The organism is Ulvibacter sp. 2305UL32-6, from assembly GCF_058148545.1.
The window spans coordinates 98,981-121,312 of the sequence record NZ_JBYVKA010000001.1 but is presented as its reverse complement, the minus strand read 5'-3'; the positions used below and the strand labels follow the sequence as shown (position 1 = coordinate 121,312).

Annotated in this window: 21 protein-coding genes; 20 read left to right on the top strand and 1 reads right to left on the bottom strand. The window is 38.5% G+C overall.

Annotated elements, in window-relative coordinates:
* From neuC to ACY2RU_RS00515, 20 genes are read left to right on the top strand one after another with little or no spacing between them, the layout of a single operon-like run.
* The gene (gene neuC, locus ACY2RU_RS00610) at nucleotides 1–1,161 is read left to right on the top strand and encodes a UDP-N-acetylglucosamine 2-epimerase (RefSeq protein ID WP_490136463.1); all 1,161 of its coding nucleotides are present in this window, start codon (nucleotides 1–3) and stop codon (nucleotides 1,159–1,161) included.
* Entirely contained in the window at nucleotides 1,161–1,856 is a 696-nt protein-coding gene (locus ACY2RU_RS00605) for an acylneuraminate cytidylyltransferase family protein (protein ID WP_490136462.1), read from the top strand. Before neuC ends, ACY2RU_RS00605 begins: the two co-directional genes overlap by 1 nt.
* The gene (locus tag ACY2RU_RS00600; RefSeq protein WP_490136461.1) at nucleotides 1,857–3,311 is read left to right on the top strand and encodes an MBOAT family O-acyltransferase; all 1,455 of its coding nucleotides are present in this window, start codon (nucleotides 1,857–1,859) and stop codon (nucleotides 3,309–3,311) included. It abuts the gene before it with no gap.
* Entirely contained in the window at nucleotides 3,312–4,250 is a 939-nt protein-coding gene (locus tag ACY2RU_RS00595; protein WP_490136460.1) for a hypothetical protein, read from the top strand.
* On the top strand, nucleotides 4,247–5,737 hold the full coding sequence (locus tag ACY2RU_RS00590) for an HTTM domain-containing protein (RefSeq protein ID WP_490136459.1): 1,491 nt from the start codon (nucleotides 4,247–4,249) through the stop codon (nucleotides 5,735–5,737). The genes ACY2RU_RS00595 and ACY2RU_RS00590 overlap by 4 nt, the downstream gene beginning before the upstream one ends.
* Nucleotides 5,734–6,594, top strand: a complete 861-nt coding sequence (locus ACY2RU_RS00585) for an NAD-dependent epimerase/dehydratase family protein (protein ID WP_490136458.1) — start codon at nucleotides 5,734–5,736, stop codon at nucleotides 6,592–6,594. The genes ACY2RU_RS00590 and ACY2RU_RS00585 overlap by 4 nt, the downstream gene beginning before the upstream one ends.
* Nucleotides 6,573–7,553 (top strand): ATP-grasp domain-containing protein, encoded by a 981-nt coding sequence (locus ACY2RU_RS00580; protein ID WP_490136457.1) that lies wholly within the window; start codon nucleotides 6,573–6,575, stop codon nucleotides 7,551–7,553. The genes ACY2RU_RS00585 and ACY2RU_RS00580 overlap by 22 nt, the downstream gene beginning before the upstream one ends.
* Complete coding sequence (locus tag ACY2RU_RS00575; protein ID WP_490136456.1) at nucleotides 7,553–8,194, top strand: HAD family hydrolase; 642 nt, start codon at nucleotides 7,553–7,555, stop codon at nucleotides 8,192–8,194. Before ACY2RU_RS00580 ends, ACY2RU_RS00575 begins: the two co-directional genes overlap by 1 nt.
* A 3-nt stretch (nucleotides 8,195–8,197) precedes the next feature.
* Nucleotides 8,198–9,136, top strand: coding sequence for a glycosyltransferase family 2 protein (locus tag ACY2RU_RS00570; protein ID WP_490136455.1), 939 nt, complete (start codon nucleotides 8,198–8,200; stop codon nucleotides 9,134–9,136).
* Nucleotides 9,133–9,759, top strand: coding sequence for a NeuD/PglB/VioB family sugar acetyltransferase (locus ACY2RU_RS00565; RefSeq protein ID WP_490136454.1), 627 nt, complete (start codon nucleotides 9,133–9,135; stop codon nucleotides 9,757–9,759). The genes ACY2RU_RS00570 and ACY2RU_RS00565 overlap by 4 nt, the downstream gene beginning before the upstream one ends.
* Entirely contained in the window at nucleotides 9,756–10,871 is a 1,116-nt protein-coding gene (rffA, locus tag ACY2RU_RS00560) for a dTDP-4-amino-4,6-dideoxygalactose transaminase (protein WP_490136453.1), read from the top strand. The genes ACY2RU_RS00565 and rffA overlap by 4 nt, the downstream gene beginning before the upstream one ends.
* Complete coding sequence (locus ACY2RU_RS00555) at nucleotides 10,864–12,084, top strand: hypothetical protein (RefSeq protein WP_490136452.1); 1,221 nt, start codon at nucleotides 10,864–10,866, stop codon at nucleotides 12,082–12,084. The genes rffA and ACY2RU_RS00555 overlap by 8 nt, the downstream gene beginning before the upstream one ends.
* A complete protein-coding gene (locus tag ACY2RU_RS00550) occupies nucleotides 12,081–13,451 on the top strand; it encodes a glycosyltransferase family protein (protein ID WP_490136451.1) in 1,371 nt (456 codons plus the stop codon). The genes ACY2RU_RS00555 and ACY2RU_RS00550 overlap by 4 nt, the downstream gene beginning before the upstream one ends.
* Nucleotides 13,451–14,596, top strand: a complete 1,146-nt coding sequence (locus tag ACY2RU_RS00545; protein WP_490136450.1) for a glycosyltransferase family 4 protein — start codon at nucleotides 13,451–13,453, stop codon at nucleotides 14,594–14,596. The genes ACY2RU_RS00550 and ACY2RU_RS00545 overlap by 1 nt, the downstream gene beginning before the upstream one ends.
* Complete coding sequence (locus tag ACY2RU_RS00540; RefSeq protein ID WP_490136449.1) at nucleotides 14,589–15,137, top strand: serine O-acetyltransferase; 549 nt, start codon at nucleotides 14,589–14,591, stop codon at nucleotides 15,135–15,137. The genes ACY2RU_RS00545 and ACY2RU_RS00540 overlap by 8 nt, the downstream gene beginning before the upstream one ends.
* A 2-nt stretch (nucleotides 15,138–15,139) precedes the next feature.
* Nucleotides 15,140–16,255, top strand: a complete 1,116-nt coding sequence (locus tag ACY2RU_RS00535) for a glycosyltransferase family 4 protein (protein ID WP_490136448.1) — start codon at nucleotides 15,140–15,142, stop codon at nucleotides 16,253–16,255.
* Between the two features lie 5 nt (nucleotides 16,256–16,260).
* Complete coding sequence (locus ACY2RU_RS00530; RefSeq protein ID WP_490136447.1) at nucleotides 16,261–17,313, top strand: glycosyltransferase; 1,053 nt, start codon at nucleotides 16,261–16,263, stop codon at nucleotides 17,311–17,313.
* Between the two features lie 28 nt (nucleotides 17,314–17,341).
* A complete protein-coding gene (locus ACY2RU_RS00525; RefSeq protein ID WP_490136446.1) occupies nucleotides 17,342–18,655 on the top strand; it encodes an O-antigen ligase family protein in 1,314 nt (437 codons plus the stop codon).
* Nucleotides 18,624–19,640, top strand: a complete 1,017-nt coding sequence (locus ACY2RU_RS00520; RefSeq protein ID WP_490136445.1) for a glycosyltransferase family 4 protein — start codon at nucleotides 18,624–18,626, stop codon at nucleotides 19,638–19,640. Before ACY2RU_RS00525 ends, ACY2RU_RS00520 begins: the two co-directional genes overlap by 32 nt.
* 35 nt (nucleotides 19,641–19,675) lie before the next feature.
* Entirely contained in the window at nucleotides 19,676–21,070 is a 1,395-nt protein-coding gene (locus ACY2RU_RS00515; RefSeq protein ID WP_490136444.1) for a sugar transferase, read from the top strand.
* Nucleotides 21,071–21,140: 70 nt separating this feature from the next.
* On the opposite strand, the gene ACY2RU_RS00510 is transcribed toward ACY2RU_RS00515, so the two are convergent.
* A complete protein-coding gene (locus ACY2RU_RS00510) occupies nucleotides 21,141–22,319 on the bottom strand; it encodes a lipoprotein N-acyltransferase Lnb domain-containing protein (protein ID WP_490136443.1) in 1,179 nt (392 codons plus the stop codon).
* Between the last annotated feature and the right edge of the window lie 13 nt (nucleotides 22,320–22,332).

Here is a 22,332-nt window from a genome sequence, read left to right as displayed (position 1 = left end):
ATGGGTAAGAAAAGAAAAATTTGCGCGGTAATTACAGCGCGCCCCTCGTACAGTAGGGTGAGAACTGCTTTAAAAGCCATTAAAGAACATCCCGATCTGGAGTTGCAATTGGTGGTTGCTGGATCTGCATTATTAGATCGCTACGGGAATGCTGTTAATTTTATTGAAAAGGACGGCTTTACTGTAAACGAAAAGGTCTTTATGGTTCTTGAAGGTGAAAATAAGACAGCAATGGCAAAGACAACTGGTCTTGGCGTGATGGAATTGGCAAACGTGTTCTACAATTTAGAGCCCGATGCAGTTCTTACCATTGCAGATCGTTTTGAAACTATTGCTACTTCGATAGCCGCAGCTTATCAAAATATTCCTTTGATTCACTTACAAGGTGGTGAAGTCACTGGTAATATTGACGAAAAGGTACGTCACGCGAATACAAAATTGGCAGATATTCATTTTGTTACTTCGGAAGACGCCAAAGAACGTGTCATTAAAATGGGTGAGGATGAAGCGTATGTGTTTAATACTGGTTGTCCATCTATCGATATAGCAGCGCAAGTAGCGGCGTCTCCTGAATTAGATTTTGATCCTTTTAAAAAATATGGAGGTGTTGGAGCCCAATTTTCTCTTTCCGAAGATTATATTGTAGTGATGCAACATCCTGTAACTACCGAATATAGTGCTGCTAAAGAAGATGTGTTAAAGACCCTGCGTGTGGTTGATGATTTAAAGATACCAACCTTTTGGTTTTGGCCAAATGTTGATGCCGGCGCCGATGGAACTTCTAACGGAATCCGCTCGTATCGCGAAAAGGCAAATCCAAAACACATTCGATTCTTTAAAAATATGGAGCCCAATGATTTTTTAAAGCTTTTACTCAATAGTAAATGCCTCGTAGGAAATTCGAGCGTCGGGATACGTGAATGTTCTTTTTTAGGTGTGCCGGTAGTAAATATAGGAACGCGCCAGAATAGAAGGCTTCGCGGTGAAAATGTCATTGATGTGGCATATACAGAAAGTGAAATAAAACGCGCTATTAAAGAACAATTGGCTTCTCCTAAAAATATGAAGAGCACCATTTATGGCGATGGAGGTAGCGGCCAAAAGATCGCAGATATTTTAGCAACCGTAGAACTTCGTTTTCATAAAACAATAACCTATTAATGAAGATCTTAGGGCTCATACCGGCACGTGGTGGAAGCAAAGGCATTCTCAATAAGAATAGAAAGCTCTTGGGAGGAAAGCCCTTGTTACAATATACAGCTGAAGCGGCCTTGAATGCAACAAAACTAGAGGCTGTGGTGTTTTCTTCGGAAGATAGAACACTTCGGGATCTCGCTAAGGTATTTAAGATTGAAGTGCCCTTTGTTCGTCCGTTGCACTTGGCCACCGATGAAGCTGGAAGTTTAGAGGTAGTTCAACACGCTATTGAGACCTTGGAAAAAGACGGAAGAAGCTTTGATGCTGTATGTTTATTACAAGTTACAACGCCCTTCCGAAGTGGCAGCATCATTGATAAAGCCATTACAAAATTTACTAGTGAAAATGCAGATACGCTCATTTCGGTACAAAAAGTACCTCATCAATACAATCCGCATTGGGTTTTTGAACCTTCCAAAGGCAGTCTTAAAATTGCAACGGGAGAGGATGAGATCATTAAAAGAAGACAAGAATTACCAGAAGCGTTTGTGCGCGATGGCGCTATTTATATTGTAAAAACGGAGGTTTTGATGAATGGGTCTTTCTTCGGAAAAAAAATAAGCTATTTAGAAACCGACCCCGAAACGTATGTGAATATTGATACACCCGAAGACTGGGCTAAAGCCGAAGCGATAATAAAGAATCAAAACAAAGGATAGATGTTATTTAATTCGATCGAATTTTTTCTCTTCCTTCCTATTGTATTTTGCCTGTATTGGTTTGTATTCAAAAAGTCACTTAAAATTCAAAACATACTTTTATTAGTTGCCAGCTATGTTTTTTACGGTTGGTGGGATTATCGGTTTTTAAGCTTGATCTTGTTTAGCACCCTGATTGATTATTGGGTGGGAAGGCAATTGGAAATTTCCGAAGACAATAAAAAGCGAAAACAGCTTTTAGCTATAAGTCTGCTGGTAAATCTAGGTCTTTTGGGCGTTTTTAAATATTACAATTTCTTTATTGAGAGTTGGATCGATGCCTGGGCTATGGCCGGGGTGACCATGCATGCGAGTACATTAAAGATCATTTTACCAGTTGGAATATCATTTTATACCTTCCAAACCTTGAGTTATTCGATCGATGTTTACCGAAAAAAACTTAAGGCAACATCCAATTTTGTTTCTTTTGCAGCCTATGTCTCTTTCTTTCCACAATTAGTTGCGGGCCCTATTGAGCGAGCGACAAACTTGTTGCCACAATTTTACAAAAAGCGCGTTTTTACCTATGAAAATGGCGTGGTAGGGATGCGTTTAATACTTTACGGGCTGTTTAAAAAAATGGTCATAGCTGATAATTTCGCTCCTTTTGTGGATGATATTTTTAATAATCACGCTAATTATTCAGGGATCATACTTGTTTTAGGAGCTGTTCTTTTTGCGGTGCAGATCTACACAGATTTTTCGGGTTATAGTGATATTGCCATTGGTACAGCTCGCCTCTTCGGATTTAATTTAATGCTCAATTTTAAGCATCCCTATTTTTCGAGAAATATTGGGGAATTCTGGCGAAGATGGCATATCTCATTATCTACATGGTTCCGAGATTACTTATATATCCCGCTGGGAGGTTCCCGCGGAAGTAAACTGATGCAGCTTCGCAATGTGATGATCATCTTTTTAGTGAGTGGTTTCTGGCATGGTGCTAATTGGACCTTTATCATTTGGGGAGCATTGCATGCATTGCTATTTATACCGCTGCTGTTTTTTGGACAGAATAGGAAATACACAGACAATATAGCGGAGGGCCGAATATTTCCTAGCTTTAGAGAAGGAATCGCTATGTTGACCACTTTTGCTTTAACCACCTTTGCCTGGATCTTTTTTAGAGCCGAAAGCGTCACTCAGGCTTTTGATTATATTAAAACCATGGTTGTTAACAGTAGTGTCCTTTCGTTTTCAACCAAAATGACGTATACAACTGATATTAAACCTCTTTTCTTTATTCTTGGTATTTTTATTTTCTTAGAATGGTTTGGAAGGGATCGAATTGATTTTGTCAATCCGTTTTTAAAAAAGTATAGTGTTGTTCGCTATGTAGTTTACTTTGCAATGGTATTTTTGATCATCGTAAGCTTTAAAAATGACAACACAAGTTTTATATATTTTCAGTTTTAGATGAAAAAGTTTCTTCTTCATATGTTGTGGGTTTTGGTTGCATTTTATGTGGCCTTATACGCCATTCAATATGCTTATGATTATAAGATCACCCATAGCAGTGATGTAAATCATAAAATGTGGCATGATGTCGCAAATGGGAACATTAATGCAGATATTGTTTTTATCGGAAACTCAAGAGCACTTGTACATTATGACCCGGCGCTTTTTCATGATAGACTTGGTTATTCAGCTTATGTTTTGGGTATGGATGGAGAAGGATTTACCAGCCAGAAGATCATTAAAGATCTGTATTTGACCAATAATAAAGCTCCAAAAATATTATTTCAGAATGTTGATATCGCTTCATTTGCGCCCGTAAAAACCTATAACAAACCGCCGCATCTGCCGTATATTTCATATAAAAATGTAGCCGATTTTTATGCCTTTAATAAAGATGCTTATATGGAATGGCTATTGCCTATGTATAAGTATCGTTATTATGCGAGTAATTACAATAAATTATTCAATAATGATAATATCACCAAAGTTCGTGGATATCAAGAAATGGACATTCCATGGAGAGGCGAAAATAAAAAAAAGAATCCAACTGTAGATAAATCGCGACCAATGGACGGTTTCGATTACAAAAAAGGGTATGACTATTTGGACGAGCTAGCGCAAGAAACTTTAAAGAGTTCAACTGATCTGTATTTATCATGGGCTCCAACTTATTATGAACGAACGGTGCGCAATCAGGACAAAGTTACAATGCTTGTTAATCGATTTCGTGAATTTGAAAAACGCTATGATCATGTGCATTTTTTAGATTTTACCCGCGATTCGCTAACCTTAGATACAATTTACTTTTATAATGAAAACCATCTGAACAAAAAAGGGGTTCAAATTTTCAATGAAGAGGTAATAGACAGCATAATTAGGATACAAGAGTCAAAATGAATAAAGTGATAAATAGACTTTTCGAAAAAAAAATATCAGCTTCCGGGCTTGCGGTCTTTCGTATTTTCTTTTCGCTAAATCTGCTTTTTGAAGTATTCCGTGTTTTTCGTTACAGACAGCTCTATTTCGATCCAATGCCTTTTATTGAGTCTGCGAGTCCGTTGATAACCATCAGCCTTGTAGTATGGATGTTGGTGTTACTTTGTTTGAGTGCCGGACTATTTACCAAAGTAATGAGTGTTTTGAATTACGCCCTGGCGCTCTTAGTTATAGACTATTTTGGCCTACTTGAATATCATATGAATCACATCTATATTGGGATGAGTTTTATGATGATATTTTTACCCCTAAATCGTTTTTTCTCAGTTGACAGTTTATTAGCTAAACGGGCAGATAAAAATAAGGTGATCCAAAGACGTAAAGTAGCCGCACTTTATTATTACTTGCCGTTGATACTGGGTATAGGGTTTGTTTATCTCGATTCTATCTTTTTTAAATTTAAATCAGATATGTGGGTAGGTGGTTTAGGGATGTGGCTTCCCGCCTCTATGCCACAGGCAACGATATTAAAGGATCAATGGCTACTAAATCAAAAATGGCTGATCGTTTCTCTGGGTTATTTAACCATGTGCTTCGAACTTATTTTCCCCTTTACGTTTTTTATAAAACGATTTAGAATACCACTATTAATTGTAGGTATTGGGTTGCATATTGGCATTCTTCTCGAATTCCCTATTCCGTATTTTGCACTGGGTTATATTGCTATTTATATTCTTATGGTGCCAGTTTCGTTATGGGACAGGATAGCGCAAAAGTTAGAAAAGCCTACATTGCAAACAAACTTAGCAGGTATAACTTCCGAAGAAAAAACAACCCCCGTACGGTCTAAAAAAGCACTCGTCATACTTATGCTTTGTGTGCTGCTGTTGCAACTGAATTCAACTTTTAATTTTCCACTAAGTGAAGGAATTGTAAGTAAGATAGAAGCTAGTTTTCCTTCGGCTCAACCTGTGCTAGGTGAGCTTTTACAAATAAAAAAGAAAGTAAGGCGGTTTTCAGTAAAAGCACTCGGAATTACTCAGCATGGTGTGTTTGTGGACGAACATTTTGCTGGATTCAACAACTTGTATTCGGTAAAGTACGGCGAAACGTATTTGCCATTCTATGATGTTGATGGTATGCCAGACAGCTATCTTCAAGGGGGAACCTGGATCGACTTTAATTATCGCGTAAATGGTATTAATGTTCAGCAACGTATGGGAACACTTGAAAAAGGACTTAAACGTTACACGGCCTTTTGGGCAAAAAAGCAAGGAGTGTCATTAGAAAATACTGAGTTTTCAATTGTTCAGAAAAAAGTAAAACCCATATTTTTATGGGAGAAAGACTTACTTAAAAACAATATGAATACGCCCTGGGAAAAAGTAGGAACCATGACTTGGTCTAAAGAAAAAGCATACATAACGTTTGAAGAAAATCTAAAATGAAAGCTGATCAATTACATATTGTCATTGGTTCCAACAGCTTTTTAGGCCGTACACTTTGCGACCAATTAGTAGCGAGAGGATTTGAGGTAAAGGGTGTTTATCATCAAAATACAGATCATTTACTAGAAGGAATTCAGCAGCTTCCAATTGCCCATTTAGAAACGCTGCCAAGAGACGTAGCCGTAGTATATATAGTTAGTGCCTACGTGCCTCAACTCGAAGATAAAGGGGTGGAACAGCGTTTACAAGCGGTGAACGTCGATTTGGTGATGCGTATTTGTGATCACTTTAAACAAGCCAAAGTTGTGTATTGTTCTACGGTTTCGGTGTATACTTCGGAAGGAAAAATCATCACAGAGTCAACTCCCGTCAACCCACAAAATCCCTATGGTAAATCGAAATTAGCGGGCGAAGAAGTTGTTAAAGAACACCCGAAATTTGCCATTGTGCGAATAACGTCCATGTTTGGACCCAATATGAAAGAAACTACCTTTCTACCGCGTATCATTAAGCAAGCGCTAAAAGGAAAACAGATAGTACTTTTTGGTGACGGAAGTAGAATGCAAAATTATATTTATGTAGACGTTGTGGCGCAATATCTTATTGCAGCTGCTTTGAAAAAAGAGAATGGTATTTTCTTAGCTGCTTCGGAAGAATCGCTATCAAATAAACAACTAGCACAAACTATTCAAAAGGCTCTACCGCATACGCAACTCGAATATCAAGGGGAAGACAATTCTCCTTCGTATCTTTACGACAACCGATTAACACGCGAAAGACTTAAAATAACCAACAGTGCAGTCAATTTGAAAGATCAATTGAAAACCCTCATAGCATGGATAGCAAAAAAGTACTAGTTACCGGTATTGGAGGTAATGTAGGGCAGGGTATTCTTCGGAATATTAAAGCAACGGGGTTTCCTATAATGACCGTAGGCACTAACATCACCGATTTTTCGGCCGGAAATCATCTTTGCGATACTTTTTACAAAGTACCTTATGCGTATGAGCCTTCGTACATTATTACAATGCAGCAAATTGTAAAGAATGAAGGAGTTGATCTTATCATTCCAGCAACCGATTTTGAAGTGTATTATTTATCGGAAAATCAAGACGTTTTGGGTTGTGATGTAGCCGTTTCCGAAGCAAACACAGCCGCCATCTATTTAGACAAATACGCAACATACCTCCATCATAAAAAGCATGCCATACCTTTTGCCGATTCTTTTCTGCCCAGTAAATATATCTCAACGGGCAAACCGAGTATTGCAAAACCAAAAAAAGGCAGAGGATCAAGAGGTATCGTGTTAAACCCAACAGATTTCTCTGGTTTTTCTGATGAGGATTATATGGTACAGGAACTTGTAGAAGGAACAGAAATTACCACTGCTTTCTATGTGAATAAACAGCAAAAACTACATGGCTTAATTACATTTGAGCGGATTCTTGAAAACGGTACAACCACCCATTGTAAGGTTACAATAGATCACGACGCACAATTGGAAGAAATGATCAATTTGATGATTTCTCAAGCACATTTTAAAGGTTCTGCCAATGTTCAGTCTATCGTTACAAAAGAAGGTAAAATTATTCCTTTTGAGATCAATTGCAGGATCTCAGGAACCAATTCAATTCGAGCAAACTTCGGATTTGAAGATGTAAAGTACACCTTGCAAGAATGGTTGTATGACCAAGTCCCTTCCGAAGTAAAAATCAAAAAAGGCGTAGCGACCCGTGTGCTTATGGACGTGATCTATACCGAGGCTACCAATTTCGATCAAGCCAAAGACGCTTCAGCTAAACACATAATCTATTAATGGCAGTTGTAAAATACATACTTTTTGATGCGGCAAACACGCTTATTCATAAACCTACACTCTGGCAAAATTACAGAGAAACGCTGGCACAGCACGGTTATCTTATTGATGAAAAGCTGCTTAAGCACCATCATACCCTAATTAGCGAAACGATACAATTTCCTGATGTCACTTCGGAAACGTTCTATGCCCATTTTAATACAGTTCTTATAAACAGTTTAGGAATTGTGGAAAACAAAAAATTACTTTCTGATATCTTTCTCAGCTGCAAAAATTTGCCTTGGGAGGCATTTTTAGATGTTGAAGCGCTTAACGAACTTCACCTTCCACTTGGAGTACTCTCTAATTTTAATAGCAGTTTACGACAGCTGCTTTCAGAAAAAATTCAAGACGTATCATTTAAACATCTATTTATTTCTGAAGAGCTCAAAGTAACAAAACCAAATGTTGAAATCTTTGAGAAAGCTATTTCGACGATCGGGCTGAATCCCGAAGAAATTTTATACATTGGAGATTCATTGAAATTAGACGTAAAACCGGCACTTGCTGTTGGAATGCAAGCAAAATTGATCGACAGACAAGCTTTGTATCCAGCTTCCAAATACAGCATAGAAAGCCTAGCAGTACTAACCAAATTGTAGCCAGTGAATACCGAACTTTCTTTAGTGGTCCCTGTATATTTCGAAGAAGAGGTGGTTTCTCAATTTATTTTGGAAGTAACCGAAGCACTTGCGAAAATTCAAATTACCTACGAAATTATCTTTATTGATGACGGGAGCGCCGATCGCACTAAAGAGATCATCAATGAGCACGCCGCCAAGGATGATCGATTAAAATTGATCGCCCTTAGTTATAATCACGGCAAGCAAGCGGCTTTGACTGCGGGTATTACATATGCACAGGGGGAGTATCTTTTGTATATGGATCCAGATCTACAGGATCCACCAGCGGAAATTCATCGATTTCTTTCTGAAATTAGAAAGGGATATGACTTGGTTTTTGGAGTTCGAAAGGAAAAGAAAGACACTTTTATTAATAAATTATTTTCTAAAATATTCTGGGGAACACTTCGCCGTTTTACAGGACTTCAAATTCCGAAGGATCTAGCAGTGATGCGCATTTTTAACCGAAAGTTTGCCAACCAGTTTTTATGCTATAAAGAACAAAATCGTTTTATTGAAGGAATCTTTATGCACATTGGTATGAAGCAAACTACCATAACGATTGAGCAGAGAGAGCGATTTGCAGGAAAAAGCAAATTTAATTTTAGAAAAAAAATGGAGTTGGCATTTAATGCTATTTTCGATTTTTCAGAACTCCCATTAAAGTTGGCAGTTAAATTAGGACTGGGTTTTATTGTTATTGGAATTCTAACATTACTTATCATTATCGTTTTAAAACTTACCTTGGTTGATTTCCAATCGGGTTGGCCTTCTATTATAGGAGCGCTGATCATAGCTACGGGTGTTCAGCTGTTTTTTATAGGAATTGCAGCCTTGTACATTGGTAAAATATATAAAGAATCTAAAGGAAGACCCTTGTTTTCAGTTATGGAACTTACTAATCTAACTTCCAGATCATGAAAAAAGTTGCCATCATAGGATCTGGCGATCTCGGACAGCTTATAGGGCATCATGCAAAGCACTCATACAAAGTAGCTGGTTTTTTTGACGATTATCAAGAGGCTGGAACTAAGGTTGATGCGTTGCCTGTTTTAGGAAAAATAGATACCATTGAGGAACAATTTGCAACAGGTATTTTTGACGAAATAATGATCGCAGTTGGATATAAGCATTTTGCGTTTCGCGAAGCGTTGTTTGAGAGGTTCAAGGAGAAAATTCCGTTTGCTACCATCATACACCCCTCATGTTCGGTAGATCCAAGCTGTCTAATTGGGGCAGGGAGTTGTTTGTTGCCAGGATCTGTTTTAGATCGAAATGTGGTGATTGCAAATAATGTTTTGATCAACGTTGGTTGTACGATCGCTCATGACACTACGGTTCAATCGCACAGCTTTTTATCTCCGCGTGTGGCCTTAGCGGGTTTTATAAACATAGGGGAACGCTGCAATATTGGAATTAACACTACAGTTATTGACAAAATATCAATCACCTCGGATGTACAAACAGGTGGCGGAACAGTGATTATTAAAAATATTGAAAAGCCCGGTCTTTACGTTGGTAACCCTGCAAAATTTATACGATGATCCCCTTTAACAAACCTTATCTTTCTGGCAAGGAACTCGTTTATATAAACGATGCAGTTTCTCGTGGCAAACTTTCCGGAGATGGGTATTATACCAAAAAATGCCACAAATTTTTTACAGAGACTTTTAAGTTTAAAAAAGTTTTACTCACCACCAGCTGTACAGACGCTCTAGAAATGGCCGCATTGCTATTAGATATCCAGGAAGGTGACGAGGTGATCATGCCTTCATATACTTTTGTGTCTACTGCAAATGCCTTTGTCTTGCGCGGAGCAAAAATAATTTTTGCCGATTCCCGTGAAGATCATCCTGGATTGGATGAGGCCTCATTGTCTTCTTTAATTACTGAAAAAACAAAAGCGATCGTTGTAGTGCACTATGCAGGTGTCGCGTGTGATATGGATCAGGTGATGCAGCTCGCTAAAGCACACGGTCTATTTGTGGTTGAAGATGCTGCTCAGGCTGTAGATAGCTATTACAAAGGAAAACCTCTTGGCGGTATCGGACATTTAGCAACTTTTTCATTTCATGAAACCAAAAATATACAATGTGGTGAAGGAGGATTACTTATCATAAATGACGAACAGTTTATTGGTAGAGCTGAAATTATATGGGAAAAAGGAACCAATCGTAGTGCGTTCTTTCGCGGTGAAATCGACAAGTACGGCTGGGTTGATATAGGATCTTCTTTTTTGCCTTCAGAATTAAACGCTGCCTATTTATATGCACAGTTAGAACATTTAGAAGAAATTCAGCAAAAACGAAAAGCAATTTGGACCGCCTATTCAGATGGTTTAGCGCAATGGGCAAAAATTAATTCAATTCAAATACCTAGTATTCCAGATTACGCCACAAATAATGCCCATATGTTCTATTTAGTGTGCGCCTCTGTTGAACAACGTTCGGCCTTGATAGCGCATCTCAAAGCAAATAATATATGGTCTGTTTTTCACTACTTGAGTCTACATACGAGTCCGTTTTTTAAAAATAAACACGACGGAAGAAACCTGCTATATAGTGATCGCTATACCGAACGCTTAGTGAGACTTCCCTTGTTTGTCGAACTTGAACCAAAGCAGATTATTGAAAAATTGATCGCATTTCATGGGTAAGCTGCAGCCATATCTTCTATGGGTTTTTCGCGTTGTTGTACTACTGTATACGCTAATTGCTGGTTATTTTTTTCTGAACCGACCCGCAGGCATTGGTGATGAAGACCTGTTTATTAGTGATTTAAAGTACATTCAATCTGATGGCTGGTGGGCAGCCATTGAAAAAGGTATTTCATTGCCTTATATGCTGCTCAGCTACTTACCTGCGCAGTTCCTCGATACACATATCGCCCTACGTTTTATAAATATAGTACTGCTTTTAGGATTAGCAGGCTACTTTTTTTACTTCCGAAGCATAAAAAAAGCAGATTTTTATCTACTCCTGCTTTTCTTTATAAGCACCGTGGGATATTTTTATACGGGCATCAATGATACGCTTCTTATAGTTAGTTCGGTTATCTTTTTTTCTGAAACATATCGACTCGCATTTATAGCGAAAAAAGGAACATTAGCTCTGTGGGGAACCGCCCTAATTATTATGTTCTTTACACGAAGCTTAACTTTGATCTTTCTACCTGTAATTGTGATTTCTATATTTTTAGTGATCAAAAAAGGCGCTTTCAGTAAAAAGACATTGTTAATTCCTGTATTATTTTTTTTGACAATGATCGCGCTTAACCTTCCCGCGTTACAAACAAATGGAGGGCTTTCCTTTGATAAAAAGGATCCGCCTCAAGACGTAACAGTTAATTGGGTACAACGGCAGTATTTAGCTCAACTTATGGTGAATGATGGAAGTTTAAAAAATCATAAACACCCGTCGTGGGAGCAAACAATGGAGTATCTAGATGTGCATGGTGAGGAGGCGCTTCCTAAAGGGATCTTGTCTGGACTCTTCTTCGATATTGGTTTAACGGTTAAAGAATTTTTTAAAGATCTTGGTGAGATCCTTCTCTACGGAAGCAGGCAAATTGGGTTGATCTTACCGATCATGCTTTTCTTCGGAATACAAAGTTTGATCAAAAGAAAACGTATTGATCGATCTACCTATATTCCCTTGCTATTGATTATGATGATGTGCATCTTTGCGTTGATCATTATTTCGTATGTAGAGTTGAGGTGGTTTGGGTCTGTATTTATCATGACGATCTACGGCTTTTGGATGCTTGCTGAAGAAGAACGCATTCCGAAGTCATTAGTCACATTAAACTACGCCGCAATCACGCTTTTAAGCTGCTACGGAATTTACGGGATCCTTAAAGTAATTTGGTGAATAAAAAAGAACGTATATTACTATTAGTGCCCGATGGGACAGGAATTAAAAACTATTTGTACTCAAATGTTTTTAAGAACACCAATCATGAACTGATCTTGCTGCACCCCTTTGATGAGGACACTCTTTCGTATATAAAGACGAATGTTACCTTAGATAGCTGTATCGCCATCCCTAAATACACCGAATCCATCCGTGAAAAGTTTTTACGGGAGCTTATCCACTTAGCACGTCTACGTTATAATGCAAAGGAAGTAGAAAACCCTACGATCCTTAAATTCTGGAAGCGTGGTCATAAGTCATTAAAACTAAAGATCTTTTATACGGCTGTTCAGATGGCAGCAAGAACAGTACGCTCTTATGCGCGCATTGAAGCCTTAGAATTGAAATATGACGAGTCGCTTCAGAAGAATCCATTTTACAAAAAAATTGAAGCCATATTAAAAGAGAATACCCCTACACGTATCTTTTGTACTCACCAACGGGCGCTTGTAGCACCTACAGTTTTTAAAGTAGCACGCGACCTTGGAATCTCGTCAACTACGGTCATTTATTCTTGGGATAATATTCCTAAGGCCCGACTTGCATTACGTGCCGATAACTATTTGGTTTGGTCTGGATTTATGAAAGAAGAATTACATAGCTTCTATCCTGAAATCCCTCTAGATAAGATCACTGTAACCGGCACCCCGCAATTTGAGTTTTATAACGATCTAAAGTATGTCTACTGCAAAGAAGAATTTTATAAAAAATATGGCTTAGACGAAAACAAACAACTTATCTGCTTTTCGGGAGATGATGTAAAAACGTCTCCATATGATCCTCAATACCTTAACGATTTTGCAACCCAGATCACAGAGCAGGGGCGTGCAAACGATTTTCAAATTATTTTTAGACGTTGTCCGGTCGATCTTTCAGGGCGTTATGATTGGGTACTTCAAAAGTTTCCGAAACTGATCGTCGATATGCCACCGCTTTGGAATTTTAATTCTGAAAAATGGACAGCCGTTTATCCTACCCATGAAGACGTCAAATTGTTAGTAAGCCTTGCGCTCTATGCAGATGTTGTTGTAAACGTAGGTTCAACAATGGCATTCGACTTCGGAATGTTTGATAAGCCCTGTATTTATATTCATTACGATCATAAAAAAGACCGGAATTGGTCTGTAGACACTATTTATAAATATCAGCACTTCCGAAGCATGCCTACAAAAAACACTGTATTTTGGCTTAATGGTGCTTCGGAAATCGTCCCGCTACTGGATGCTATTCATAAAAATCCCCAAACCGACATTCATGAATGGTTTCAGATCGTTGTTTCAGATGTCGCAGATGCTTCCAGTAATATCATTAAATCACTCTCCTGATGCATATTTGCTTTCTTACCAATGAATATCCGCAACCCGGCAAACCGCACGGAGGGATAGGTACTTTTGTACAAACCCTGGGAAAAGGATTGGTTTTAGCAGGTCACAGGGTTTCGGTAATAGGAACGGGTGATTCCTCCCAGGATGCTCTTCGCGTAGATGATGGGGTACAGGTATATACTACCAAAGCTTATAAAATTAAGGGACTTAAAGCCTTGCTCAACGCAAAACGGATTAATAAAAAGCTACGCGAAATTCACAAGACACAGCCTATTGATATTGTTGAAAGTAATGAAAACGGACTCGCAATGGTTAGTAAGATTCGGGGCATAAAGTACGTGATACGGATGCATGGCGGACATCATTTTTTTACGCTTTTTGAGAATAGACCGCGTGTAAAGAAAAACGTCTGGCTCGAAAAACGGTCGTTTGCCAAAGCAGATCACTTATTTGCTGTTAGCAAGTATGTGGCTAATATTACTTTAAAAGAATTAAGTCAACCTGAGCGCGAGGTCACTGTGATCTACAACCCTATAGATACTCAAAAATTTCGGCAGGTAGATTATTCGAAGGCAATTCCGCAGTCTTTGTTGTTTGTAGGAACGGTCTGCGAAAAGAAAGGTATACGGCAATTGGTTCAAGCCTTGCCAACCATACAAGAGCAATTTCCGAAGGTACATTTAAAGATCGTGGGTCGCGATTGGTTTTTTGCCAATGGGAATTCTTATATTGAATATTTAAAGCGTGAAATTCCAACTTCGGTAAAGGAGCATATTTCGTTCGAAGGGGTTGTGCCTAATACGGAAGTAGTTAGGTATATTGAAACTTCCGAAGTATGTGTTTATCCATCACATATGGAAGCCATGCCGTTGGCTTGGTTGGAGGTCTTGTCAATGGGTAAACCTTTTATAGGAAGTGCTATTGGGCCAGGATTTGAAGCCGTTTCTGATGGAAAGACCGGTTTACTCTGTGATCCGCATGATCCAAAATCGATCGCGGAAAAAGTAATTTGGATGCTAACAAATAAAGAACAAGCTATCACAATGGGCAAAGCAGCTCGAAAAGATATTTTAGAACGATTTAATATAGAGACCTTAATCGAAAGGAATGTACAGGCATACGATGGCCTGATTCAAAATGGGTAAATTTAGTACAGACATACAAAAGTATAAACGTTATTCAGGGAAGAGCGGTCTCACCGTGTTATTAACCCAACAAGGCCTTTGGGCGCTTTGGGTGTACCGTTGGAATAATGCTATCTACACAAGTACATTGCCGGGTTTTATAAAGAAAGTACTACTTGTTTTTGGAGTGATTTATCAAAAATGGATCGAGATCATTACAGGTATCAGTTTGCCTTATAGCGCAACCATAGGGGAAGGTTTTTATATTGGTCACTTCGGAAATATCATTATCAATGCTTCGGCAGTGATAGGAGATAATTGCAATATAGCACAAGGAGTCACGATTGGTGTGAGTGGAAGAGGAGCAAATCGCGGTGTTCCAACCATCGGGAATAACGTATATATTGGAGCGCAGGCAACCGTTGTGGGGCCTATAACGGTAGGTGATAACGCCGTAATAGGTGCAAATTCGCTAGTATATAGAAACGTAGCAAGCGGTACAACTGTAGTAGGAGTGCCAGCAGAAGAAGTAAGCACAAACGATTCAAAAGGGTATATTTAAGTATGCGTTTTCTAGTAGTTACTCTGGCTCCCACCATGCTCAAAGAAGATGGTCATTTCTATTCGTATGCTCCGTATGTAAAAGAGATGGATCTTTGGTTTTCAGCGGTAGATTCAGTGGCTATACTTTCACCTACTTCCTATGATGAAGTGTTATTGTTGGCGCCTTTTAAACGGAAAGATATTGATGTGCAATCGGTTCCTACACTTGCTTTTAATAGCTTCGGAAAAGCTGCTGTTTCCATACTTGTGTGGCCGTATATTTTTCTGAAATTATTTCGGGAGTTTTCCAAGGCAGATCATATTCATTTGCGTTGTCCGGGAAATATGGGACTGCTAGGTGCTTTGGTGCAGATCTTTTTTCCGAAGAAAACCAAAACAGCAAAATATGCCGGAAACTGGGACCCCAACGCCAAACAACCTAGCAGTTATCGATTTCAGAAGTGGTTGCTCAATAACACTCTACTCACAAAAAATATGCAGGTTTTAGTCTATGGCGAATGGCCTAAGCAGTCAAAAAACATCCGATCTTTTTTTACAGCTACCTATCCAAAATCAAAGATGCTGGAAACCGTAAGCCGGTCTGTAAAACAACCTTTTCGGTTTCTATTTGTGGGCATGTTATCGTCTGGAAAACATCCATTGTATGCTTTAAAACTTGTAGAAGATCTTTATAAAAGTGGCGTAGCTTGTACCTTTAATTTCTATGGAGATGGTGAAGAGCGAGCAGCATTGGAAAGCTATGTTAGTTCAAATAACTTAGAAGAAATTGTTTTTTTACACGGAAATCAAAGTGCGGAAACTATAGAACAAGTATATAAAAGCAGTGATTTTTTAATATTGCCATCGCAGTCTGAGGGCTGGCCAAAAGTAGTGGCAGAGGCTATGTTTTGGGGTGTGATCCCGATTGTTTCAAAAGTATCTTGCGTCCCATGGATGCTAGATCAGGGGAAACGAGGCGCCCTATTATCAATGGACTTTTTGAAAGATACACAACTGCTTAAAAAGTTAGTTGCAGATGACAAAGAGCTGGCTAAAATGTCTAACAAGGCTATGGCTTGGTCACAACAATATACCTTAGACGACTTTGAGAGGGAATTAAAACTGTTGGTGCAATGAGGGTGATGCAACTTATAGATTCGTTGAATCCCGGAGGTGCAGAGCGGGTCGCTCTTACTTTTGCCAATGCATTAGTTGGAAAAATTGAGCAGTCTTATTTATGTACAACAAGGGATGAAGGTCTCCTAAAATCAGCACTTCATGATGAAGTGGGTTATCTTTTTCTACGGAAAAAGGGTACGCTCGATTTAGCTGCCGTATATCGCTTAAAAAAGTATGTGAAGAATAAAAGAATAGATATTGTTCATGCACATACTACCTCTTATTTTATAGCAGCTCTTTTAAAACTGATCTACCCACAAGTACGTGTCATTTGGCATGAACATCAAGGGAATAGGGTTCATACGTCAAGGCTGCAAAATATCCCCTTGCTGTTAAGTTCACTATTTTTTACTAGTATTTTGACGGTAAATACGGAGCTCGAAGCTTGGTGTAAAAGAAAACTATGGACAAAACATGTGCAGTACTTACCCAATTTTGTTGTTACAGATCCAATTAGTCAACCTTCACATGCTCGTAAAGATGTTATTATTTGCGTGGCAAATCTAAAGACACCTAAAAATCATCTTAATCTATTAAAAGCCTTTGCTATAGTTCACAAGCAGCATTCAATGTGGAAATTACAGTTAATAGGAAAGGATTTTCAGGATTCTTATTCGGAAAAGCTAAAAACTTTTATTAAAGAAGCCTCCTTGAGGGATCACGTTGAAATTTTAGGAAGTTCTGATACCGTATTTGTGATGATGCGTGCTGCCTCAATTGGAGTGCTGGCTTCAGATAATGAAGGACTGCCAATGGTGCTACTAGAATACGGGGCCTCTGGGTTAGCAGTTGTGGCTACCCAAGTAGGACATTGCGAAGAAGTAATTAGTACCTTTGGCAAAACGGTGCCATCTAACAATAAAATAGCACTTGCTGATGCCTTAAATTACTACATAGCGAACAAGGCAGAACGAGAAAAAGATGCGGTGGCGTATACGCAGCACATTGCAAAGAATTATGGTGTGGAAGCTGTATTGCCCAAATTATTAAATTGCTATAAAAACGATCACTATTAAACAGAAAAGAAACATAACGTATCTCCAGTTGTTACTTATCCATGCCGCTATGGCCTTGGTTATTTACGCTATGGAGTCAACTTCCAAATTCTTTTTACTAGCCGCGATTATATATTTTCTTTATCGGGTGGTAACCAACAATAATCGAAATGATGAAGTATTGTTAGGAGCTGCCTATGTAATGGGTTTTGAAGTTCTATCCCGTATGACGGGCGGAGCATTTTCTTATGAATTTGCCAAATATGCGGTCATGGGGTTTATGGGAATTGGAATCTTGTATAAAGGGATACACCGTGGAGCCTGGCCTTATGTGCTTTTTATCTTATGTCTGGCGCCTGGAATATTCTTTTCGGCTATGAACTTAGATTATGAAACGAATGTTGCAAATGCTATTGGTTTTAATTTAAGTGGTCCTATGTGTCTGGCGATCACAGCCTTGTATTGCTATAACAGGAAAATGCCCGAAAACCGCTTTAAAGATGTATTGCTGGCGGCTTTACTTCCCATATTAAGCACAACGGCCTATCTGTATATTTATACTCCAAATATTCGCGATACTTTATCAGGAACAGCCTCCAATTTTGCCGCCTCCGGGGGGTATGGACCCAATCAAGTAGCTACTATTTTAGGTCTTGGAATGCTCATACTATTTGTTAGACTCTTTACGATCAAAGATAAACTCACAAATGGAATCGATCTCGCGCTGTTGGCTTTTGTTGGGTATAGAGCTGTTGTGACATTCTCACGAGGAGGTGTGATCACTGCACTTATATGTGCCATAGCCTTTTTAGGAATTTATCTTTTGCAGATCAAGGCTTCGCAACGCAAGGTCTTGATCCCTAGAATTATTATCATTGTTGGTGTCATGGCGATCACTTGGCTTATAACGTCAATATCAACACTTGGGCTTATAGACAAACGTTATTCCAATCAGGATGCAGCTGGCAGACTTAAAGATGATATTTCAACAGGACGACAAGAACTAATTGATTCAGAAATTGAAGCATTTTTACAGAATCCTATTACAGGTGTTGGTATAGGTAAGGCAAAAGAATTTCGCTTAGAAACAACAGGAAGGCTGTCTGCTACACACAATGAAGTGAGTAGAACTCTTTCGGAACACGGACTTTTTGGTATCTTTAGCTTGCTTATTTTACTTTTGACTCCGCTTTTCTTCCGTTTAAAAAACAGAACTAATTACCTCATATTTGCCTGTTATATTTTCTGGATTTTTACCATCAACCACTCAGCCATGCGTATCGCAGCCTCTGCATTTGTATATGGTCTTGGACTTATTGTATTTGTAAAAAATGTCAAAAAAACTGCTGTACATAGGAAATAAACCTTCCCAAAGTACGGGTACGGTTACCACTATCGAAACACTTTCGCTTCTACTTGCTTCGGAAGGGTTTGAGGTAGTTACAGCTTCCGCAGCCAAGAATAAAGCGCATCGTCTTTTAGATATGATCATTACAACTTTTAGGCAGCGTAAAAAGGTTGATTTTGTGCTAATTGACACCTATAGCACTTTAAACTTTGCATATGCCGTCGCAGTTGCAAAGCTCTGCAGAAAATATAAGGTCCCGTACATTCCTATTCTTCATGGAGGTGATTTGCCCAATAGGCTTATTCGGAGCCCGAAACTGACTAAAAACCTCTTCGGAAAGGCCCATGTTAATGTTTCTCCATCACATTACTTAACGGAAGCTTTTAATAAGGCAGGTTTCGACAATGTAATATATATTCCAAATACCATTGAAATTTCAAATTATCCTTTTTTACTTCGGAAGGAGATCAAACCCAAATTACTATGGGTGCGTTCTTTTTCAGAGGTTTATAATCCCATGCTTGCGCTAAAGGTCTTGCAGGAGTTACTTCCGAAGTATCCCAATGCAACATTGTGTATGGTAGGACCGGAAAAAGACGGAACTTTATCTCTATGCAAAAAGTTTTCACAAAAAGAACAATTGGCTGTTACTTTTACCGGACGTCTAGAAAAACAAGCATGGATCGAACTTTCGGCTCAATATGATATTTTTTTAAATACAACCAATTTTGACAATATGCCTGTAAGTGTTGTCGAGGCCATGGCACTCGGACTCCCTATCATTTCAACCAATGTTGGAGGTATTCCTTTTCTAGTGGAAGATAGAGTGAATGGACTTCTGGTCTCACCCAATGATGTAAAAGGCTTTATACAAGCAATAGATGAAGTTATAAAACAACCCGATGAAGCAGTTTTACGCACTGAAATCGCTCGAAAAAAGGCAAACACCTTTGATTGGGAAAATGTAAAACATAAGTGGTTAACGCTTTTAAACCACTAAATAAATACCTATTTTTGAGCGACTAACATAACCGTATGGCTCAGAAATCGAGTATCCATTTTGATATTTCAGAGCGGAAAGTACTTCTGCGTATTTTCGATATTGTATTTGTGCTTGCACTACTTTACGGTGTAGGGCTTGTATTTGATTTCGATTATTTTATTATTAAAGCACAACACTGGGTTTGGTCTATTGTGTTGGGCTTATATCTTACCATTTTTGCTACTATTTTTGAACTTTACAATCTGCAAAAGGCGAGTAAATTTGAAGTGGTTATTCAGAATATTATTTTAACATCTTCTGTAACGGTACTCTTTTACTTGCTCACGCCCTTCTATACACCCGAGTTACCTGCAAATCGTTTACAGATCATCTATTTTTATATTTCTATCAATCTCGCCTTGTTTATTTGGCGATACGCCTATATCGTACTTATTTCGGCGCCTCGTTTTTTTAAAAGAGTACTGCTTGTAGGTAATGCCAATGAAGTTTTGGAAGTAGTTGAATCATTGCAAAAGTCTGATCCAAATTACAAAGTTGTGGGTTATATCAATACTGAACCTAAGAAGGTGGCCGGAGAAGGTATTCGTGAAATTCCAAGTTTTAGTTTCAGGACCATTTCTGAAACCATAAAGAAGTATCAAGTCTCTGAGATCGTGGTGGCATCACCACAATCGGATGCAATGACAGCAGCCTTGTACAACGCATTGATCTCGCAGTTGGAAAATGGCGTGCCTATTAGGGAGTATACCCAGGTATACGAAGAAATCACACACCGTGTACCGATACAACATGTAGATCGCGATTTCTATCGCTATTTTCCTTTTAGCCGAAGTAATCAGAACAAACTATATCTTTTTTTTCATCGAATTTTAGACTTGCTGTTTTCAGTTTTAGGACTCGTTTTTGGCTTGATCATTTCACCGTTTATCATTGTTGGTAACCTAATTGGTAACCGCGGACCGCTTTTTTACACGCAAATACGTGTTGGAAAGAACGGACGGGATTTTAAGATCTATAAATTACGCAGTATGGTCACAGATGCAGAAAAGAACGGAGCACAATTTGCTGCGAAGAAAGATGCAAGGGTTACTAAATTTGGACGATTTCTTCGGAGATCACGTTTTGATGAGATCCCGCAGTTTATCAATGTGATCAAAGGAGATATGAGTGTGATTGGCCCCCGTCCCGAACGGCCAGTTTTTGTAAAAGAACTCACTAAAGAAATTCCTTTTTATCAAGTTCGGCACCTAGTAAAACCGGGGGTTACAGGCTGGGCACAGGTTAATGCTAAATACGGAATGACCCAAGAAGATGCCATTCAAAAATTACAATACGACCTTTATTATATTAAACACCGAAGCCTATTTCTAGATATTAGCATTGTGATCAAGACGCTAAGTACCATTATTTTCTTCCGTGGACAATAGCGGTGAATATTGCTTGTTGAAAACAAGTAAGTATGAACCGATCACAAATAACTGTTCACGAATTACTAAATTATTTATTCCGAAGAAAACTTGCTAGAAACACATATCGAACCATAAGCGCGATAAATAAAGGTAGCAAACCTATTGCGAATACCTGAACACCCGTTACCCAATGAATACTTAAAAGGATGAGTAGTAATATGAGAAATATTACATAGCGCTGAATCCATGCCTTTGGAACTTTTTTACATATTATTCCAAGGAATAAAATATTAAAAGGAAAAGCCCAAAGTAGATTGTAATTATTGGCAGTAGCCGTGTGATCTGTAGCAAACCAAAGTAGAAAGAGCAGGACACCAATCAAGCCAGTAATTAAGAATAAAAGTCCGTCCAACCATCGGGATCGTTGTTTCTTTTGAAAATCGCGTAAGGTGATAAATATGATGAATGCGCTAAGAATTCCTAGAATAAACAACGGACTCAAAAAGAAATTAGTGGACTTTTTAACGGGCTTGTTAACATACAGATCTGTTGTTTGGTTAACAAGCTTTACAGCTCCTTCTGCTCGGTCTATTGTTGCAACTTCAGCGGCTTTATAAATGTATTCTGGAAGAAATTGATGTTCCCATGGGGTCGCATTTCTGTCAATAATAGCTCCCAAAGCAGCATCTATACCGAGACTTCCCCAAGAATTTGCGGTGAGGTTTTTCTGAATTAGTTGCCTAAAGGTCGAATCTTCAGTTACGAAATCATCATTGTAATGTAGTTTATTTCCAAGTACATCAACCAAAACATCCCTTATTTTGGTAGCGCAATTGTCAAAAAAGAAATCGTATTTATATTTTCGGTTTTCAGGTTTGATATTATTTTGGAGAAAATTGAATATAGCTTGTTTTTCACTGCTATTTAAATTGAGACTTTGCTCTTTTAGCCATCTATTCTGACTGCGATAATGGTTGTAAAAAGGCTGAAAATTATTACTGCCTATCTCATATAAAAGCTTCCCCTGAGCAAACTTTAAATAGAAATTTGGGGTATCAAAATCATATCTCCCGTAGTCATAAATAGCGTCAAAACCAGCTTGATCACTTTTTACACGGAATGCATTATGACCAAATTGGTCGCTAAGTGAGTCACCTGGACCAATAGTAATGATGCTAATTTGAGTGTCTTCTGGAAGGGAAACATCCTGAGCTTTGGCCGAAAGGCCCACAAACAGAATAAATAGAAATGCGTAGTATTTGATCAAGAGCCTAGATTTA